This window comes from Poinsettia branch-inducing phytoplasma str. JR1, from assembly GCF_000309465.1.
GTDB classification, from domain to species: Bacteria; Bacillota_I; Bacilli_A; order Acholeplasmatales; family Acholeplasmataceae; genus Phytoplasma; species Phytoplasma pruni.
On record NZ_AKIK01000106.1, the window covers coordinates 1 to 6,679 of the forward strand.

At 23.6% G+C, this 6,679-nt stretch carries 4 protein-coding genes; 1 reads left to right on the top strand and 3 read right to left on the bottom strand.

Going from position 1 to position 6,679, the window contains the following annotated elements; translation table 11 throughout:
• Positions 1-56 precede the first annotated feature (56 nt).
• From ON17_RS02425 to ON17_RS02435, 3 genes are all read right to left on the bottom strand, one after another.
• Positions 57-575 (bottom strand): DUF2963 domain-containing protein, encoded by a 519-nt coding sequence (locus ON17_RS02425; RefSeq protein WP_017191908.1) that lies wholly within the window; start codon positions 573-575, stop codon positions 57-59.
• A gap of 196 nt (positions 576-771) precedes the next feature.
• Entirely contained in the window at positions 772-2,163 is a 1,392-nt protein-coding gene (locus ON17_RS02430; RefSeq protein WP_017191910.1) for a Wadjet anti-phage system protein JetA family protein, read from the bottom strand.
• 180 nt (positions 2,164-2,343) lie between these two features.
• Positions 2,344-3,237 carry a hypothetical protein gene (locus tag ON17_RS02435; RefSeq protein ID WP_261974259.1) on the bottom strand — a complete coding sequence of 298 codons (894 nt, stop codon included), beginning with the start codon at positions 3,235-3,237 and terminating at the stop codon, positions 2,344-2,346.
• A 289-nt stretch (positions 3,238-3,526) separates the two neighbouring features.
• On the opposite strand from ON17_RS02435, the gene ON17_RS02440 reads away from it, so the two are divergent.
• Complete coding sequence (locus ON17_RS02440; RefSeq protein WP_026072007.1) at positions 3,527-4,141, top strand: nitroreductase family protein; 615 nt, start codon at positions 3,527-3,529, stop codon at positions 4,139-4,141.
• Positions 4,142-6,679: the final 2,538 nt, after the last annotated feature.

Sequence of the window (6,679 nt, forward strand, 5' to 3'; positions counted from 1 at the left end):
TTTTTTAATTCTTAATCAGAGAATTTTCAAGGATTAAATATGATCCGAAATATTGCTTAACTAGTTTTAATTTCGGCGTTGTAAGTTTTTTTAATTATTTTTTGAACCGTTTTCCCATCTTCTTGAAAAACGGTTTCTGTAATCAATTTGTTCGGTCGATTATATTCAATAATTTTTTCTGGCCTTTGCCCGTCTGTTCTAAAAAAAATCTTTTTTATTTTATGAGAATTTATATCATAAATTTCTATAAAATTTCTAGTTTTACCGTCTATTTGAAAAAAAGTTTTTTGTTTTAATTGTTCGTTTTCATTAAATTCTTCAATAAAATCAATGGTTTTGCCATCGCTAAAAAAGTGGTTTTTTTGAACTATTTTTTTTGTCAACAAATTATAACAATTTTCAATCTGTGGATTAATTTTAATTTTAAATATTTGTTTGGTAAAATTATCATATTTTTGCTTTAAATATTGGTTTTCTTTCCTTATGGAACTAATGAACCAAAAACTTAGGGCAAAGATTAAAAACAACAAAAAAGTTAAAAAGAATAAGAAAAATTTATAATAAATGGATTTCATGCGAAAAAATTTCATCATTTAAGGTTCTCAAAATATTTATTCTAATGGTTTTTTGGAAAAAGATTGCTCTTTCCATCAACCATTATAACTGAAAAATATTTTTTTCCTATATGATTTATATTTTACGACAAGAAAAAAAATCATCTAAATTCATCATTAATATCTAAGTTTTAAAAAATTATTTTTAACCTTTAAATCATTCTTTTTTAAAAATTAAAAAATCAGAAAAAGAAATATTATTGCAGGTTACTTTTTGGCGCAAAGGTACAATACGATAAATATTTTTTTTATCTGAAGATTTAGAATAGATAAAAATAAGAATTAAACGCGATATATCGCGATCATTATTTAAAATAATTTCTGAGCCTTTAAAAGGGTTTTTTTGTTTTAACATTTCTTCTACATAAAGATTGATATTTTTTTTATTATAAAACAAATCTCTATTTAAAAAAGTTTTTTTCTTTTGAGTCAAAATATTTTTTGATCCTTCAGAAATATAGTCTAAAGAAGAAATTCCTATTTCATGTTTCACTCTTCGAGGTTTATAAAAAGATTGTTGATCTAAATTTTTCATTGGATAAAGATTGAAAAATTCTTGATATTCTATTTGGTTATTAAGAACCATTTTTAAACCATAATTCAAAATATTTTGTAAATTTTCTTTTTTATTGTTGAAAAACAAAATCCTATTGCAAGCTATTTTTAAATATTGTTCGTTTTTTTGGTCTATAATTTCAATCAATTGATCAGCTGTTTTAAAATTTTCTTTCATTTGTTCGATTTGTTCCAAAATCATGGAATAAGATTGTTGTTCTGAAAAACCATAAATATATTGAATCTGTTCCGCCAGAGATTCAATGTAAAGCGAGTTATCTTGTATTTCTTCTAAAAATAAATTAATTTGTCTTCTGTATTTAAAAAAATTATCCGCTGTTTTTAACAAATAATAAGACGAATCAAAAAAATTTTTTTTATAATTCAACAACAATTGTTCTAAAATATCTTGCACATTTGATTGAAAATCAGTATTTAATAATTGATGATAAAAACGATAAATATTAGCTTTTAAAATTTTTAATTTTACTAGCAGGTTTTGCGTTTTAGAAACTGCTTCGTGAAAATTAGCGTAATTTTTTTCTACTAAAAAAAACTTCAAAAGAGAATAAACACTATAAATATTCCCAATCGATTCTGGTTTAATTTCGTTCAGAGTTTTTTTAAAAAAATTAATCATTTCTAAACTATAATCGAAAAAATTTAAATTAATGGTATTATAATTAATTCTTTCTTCGCCCAACCAACCGTTTTTTTTAAAGATAGAAATAACTCTGGAAGCTTTTTGATGATTGTTGATCGCTGTTTTATCTATTTCTTCAATAAGTTCTTTTTCTTCAGTTACTAAATGTTTGTTTTTCTCATTGAAATACTTTTCTAAAGCGTTGATTGCTAATTCTTTTTCAATGTAAATATTATTTTCTTTATTGGCGAGATTTTCTAACAACAAAAGACAATCAATATAAATATCTTTATTAGGAGAAGATAAAATTTGAAAAAAATTATTCGGTAAAGTTTTGAATAAATGAGACATAATTGTGGTTTGCTCACTTTTTTGATTTATTATTTTCATATAAACAATAGAAAAAAGTTTATATGAAAATTATATAATATTTTTCTATTTATAGCGGTCTTTTTTACCTTTAATTATATGATTAGTGAAAAAAGTTTGTTCTAAATATGTTAATTATTTAAACAAATTTTTTAACTTTTTTTAAGGTTTATTTTTTTTATTGGGTGCTGCAGTTTTTTTCTGTTTTTCTTTTCTCAAATCATCTGATAATGTCTTATTTTGTTTTTCTAATTTTGTTTTGGCTTTTTTTAAATCTGTTATTTCTTTGTTTAATTTATTCTTTTCTTTTTCTAAAGTTTCTATTTTAGCTTGTAAACTGTTTTTTTGTACATTTAACGCCTCTTTGTCGGCGATTAATGCCGCAATTTGACTGTCTGATTGAGTTTTTTCAGCTGTTAAAGTCGCTCTTTCGGTAATTAATTTTACTTTGTCATCCTCTAAAACATCTATTTTATTTTTATTTTCTGCCTGTTGAGAAGTAAGAACCTTTTTGTCATCGTTTAATTGGTTTTTGTCTCGTTCTAAGGACTCAATTTGGTTTTGCAAACCTTGTTTTTGCAAAGTAAAAGATTCTTTTTCAACTATTAATGTCGTTATTTGACTTTCTAATTGGTTTTTTTCAGCGATTAAAGTTTCTTTTTCAGCGCTTAATTGTGTGTTTCGACTTTCTAATGCGATCTTTTCATCATTTAACCTTTGTTTTTCGTCTTTTAATCGAGAACTTTCAGTTTTTAAAGTCTCTATTTGAGAATACAAGTCGACTTGCAGAGACATCAATTCTTTTTTCTCGCTTTTTAATTGTATATTTTGTTTTTCTAAGTTTTCTTTGTCCTTTTGTAAAGCGGATAATCGTTGTGTTAAAGCGTTATTTTGCTTTGCCCAGTCATCATATTTATTTTTTATATCTTGTTTGTGTTTGGTTAAGTCATTAGATAATTGAATATTTTGTTGTTCTAAAGATGTTTGCGTTTCTTCTGAAATATTTATTTGCCTGTCTTGGATAAATTTATAAATTAAATAACTAGAAAAAAGCAAAAAAAGAATTATAATCTTAAAAAGGATTATATTTTTGTTTTTGTTCATCATGTTGCGTTTTTTTAAAAACCATTTCTATTTTGTATTGTTTTTTATCAAAAAATTGTATAAAATATTGTTTAGTGGAAGATTTTTAATAGGAAAAAATTTTGTTGTTATTATAAAATTTTTCTCTCTTTTTTTCTTTTAAGATAAATAAAATTTGTTAAAATACAATGTAAATGTTTTTATAAAAATTTTATTTATTGACCAAAATTATAAAAGAAAACATAAAACGAAGGAAAGTAAAATGAAAATTAAAACAGTTAGATTGTTTGAAAAAGACCAAAAAATAAATAAAGAAACTTGGGATAAAATATTTCAAGACATACGTTTCACTCCTTCTTCTTTTGACTTGCAACCATGGCGTTTTTTTGTCATAGAAAGTCAAGAAAACAAAAATAAATTAAAAACTTGTTTAAAGGGTAATTTAACCCAATTGGAAACTAGTTCAGCTATGGTTTTATTGTTTGGAGATCTAAATAAAGCCAAAAATAGTGAATATATTTATCAACAAAAATGGTTAAATAATGAAATCACTCTGGAAAGAAAAGAATTGGTTTTAAAACAAATTAAAGAAAATTATTTTTCTATGCAAGAGAACAAATTACATAATGAATTATTTTTAGAAGGAGGCATTGTAGGTCTTAATTTTGTCGCTACTTTACAAAAGTTTGACTATAACGGAGGTTTTATCGGAGGTTGCAAGTTTGATCAAGTAAACGAACTTTTTGATATACCTAGTAATTATTTACCTCTTATTTTAATTTCCGTAGGAAAAGAAAAACTATTTCCCGAAGGAGAAAAAGGCCGAAAGAAAACACCTTTTAAATTAAAACCTGAAGATTTCGTTAATTTTTTATAATTAATCAGGCGGAAAAATATTTCCTAATAACATTTGGGAAATATTTTTTATCATATTAACTTAAAAACATATTTTTTATCATAATATATCGCTATTATGATAAAAAATATGTTTTTTTGTTTTCTAATGTTGATTAGGGAGGATTATTTATAAAAAAACTTCAGAAAATCAACTTAATGATCTTTATTATTTCTGTTGGTGGAGATGAGGGGATTCGAACCCCTGTGCAAAGTTAACTTGTTTTATTTATTCTACATATTTATTTTGTTTTTCAAAAACAAACAAAAGTTATATAAAACAAAAAGTATTTCTTTAAAAAAAGAAATAGTTTAATAATTTATATGATTATAAAAAGAAAAAAATAATTATATTGAAGAAAATAATGAAACCGGTTTAAAAGATAAACTCAGTTTTATAGAAGAATAAAAAATGATTAATAAAAAGTGTTCTTTAAAAAAAATTTTTAAAGAAAAAATTTATAAACCGTTTTTAGATTAACAAGAAGCAGTTGCTCTTGTTAATTGTGGAGCGTAACCTAAACCTTTATAAGTTGTTGATTCGCTTTCGTAATTATCTTGTGTATTGCCGTTTATTTATGACCTCGAGCGTTTTTACTTGCGTAACCAAGATATGATAAATAAAAACTCATTAACCATGTCGAAACCAAAAACATCCCCATTTATATTTTATATGAAAAAATAGAAAAAAGAATACAAAAACGAAAAATCTTCTTTTTTCTATTTAAATAAGTTTTTGACGCTATAAAGAGGTTGATTTAATAATTATCAATTGTCCTTATAATGTATTCTAATTAATTGTCCATCAGAAGTGAGACGATAGTTGAAAATATTTCATAAAAACTAACGAATAATAAATTAATGATTAAATACTCATGTTTTTTCTCAATTTTTCCTTCTATGAAACGATCTAAATTGATCTATAAAGTACTAACTCAAAGCAAAGACATTGCTATAAGACCAAAAACATTAATTATCATTCCTACTATTATCATTAAAGTAGTGCACATAAAAGATTATATTCTGCACCATAATAATGTAAAATAATAATAAAAACTAATAAGGTTGCTGAATCAATATATCGCAAAAATCATTTTAAAAAAGAAACGAAAATCGTCATTAACTTTTATTTTTTGACGTTTATACAAAAAAATCATAAAAAATAAAATGAAAAACGTTAGCGAAGTTGGTATAACGAATAAGAAAAAAACAAATCAAGAAAACTTAAACATTCAATCATTTGAAACATTCCTATCAAAATCCCAGTCAAAGAAACCGCCGCTATAAAATAAATCCAATGAACAAATCTTAAACTAGATGGTACAAAATTAAATCTTATTCCGTAAATAATAGAAATAAGAAAAAGTATGCCCATCATTAAGAAGAAATCAGCTATGATTAGATCGTAATAATCTTCTATAGGAAAAATTAAAAGATTTATTTTTCAACGTTTGAAAAGGTTAAATAAAATTTTAAAACCGTCTTTACCAATTACGTAATTAGAAAAAAGATAATAAAAAAAACAAATTAATTATAACAAAAAGAAAAAAACGAAATGAAAAATTTAACAAAAACACTTTTATGTGTTACAATTTTAACCTCTTCAGAAGAGATCGGTTTATGTTTAATAATAAAACGAAGCTTTTTATTGGTCTTGTTGTTATTATTTTTTTGCTTTTAAAAAACTTTTAAGTCGTTTGTTTTCAGATGGATTTATCAGATAATCTAAAATACCCATGTTTGCAATCTCCTTTGTGAAAAATTAAATTATGAATTATTTTTTTCTTTTCTTTTCCACAATACATATTTACATTTGTATGGGAGTTTTCTATTGTGTTTCGGTTGTATTAAATTAATTAACATATGAGAAGAATTTGAAAAAATTAATTCTATTTGCTAATATTGGTACAAATGCATCTTGATTATGACGTTTTCTTAATTCGTAAACTTCAATTTCATTTTGGCTAGGAAAATTAAAAGCAAAAATTGCTGTTTTTTCGTAACTATTATTTGTAATATTAAAACTTTTATGTTATTTTTTATATGAGAATATGATGCATGTTTTTTCTCTCCCATTTCTATAATTTCAAAAACTTCAGGGAAAAAACTTTACCAAAACCTTTGCCGAATATTTTTTTAGTTCCTACTTTTATTGAAGATTTTGCGATAGCATAGTCGACTTTTTGATTTATTTTTTTTCTTTATATAACCTTTGACTTGAGTTTTTATAGGTTGAGGAATTTTTTCGTATTTCGATAATGCTTTTTGTTCCTATTCATCTATTCCTATTTTTTTTTAATTCTTCAACTGAAAATTTTCCCATTGAAATTAATTTTTCTACCAAATCATCAAAATCAGGAATATCTTTAAAACATCTATTAAAAAATTTGCAAAATTAACAACATTATCAAATAAAGAACTAGAAAGAGTAGGTGATAAGTGAATAAAGTTGTTTTTCTATTTAAATAAAATTTAAACAAAAGGAGATTTAAATGTCTAGAAAAAGAAGTTATCGTAGATC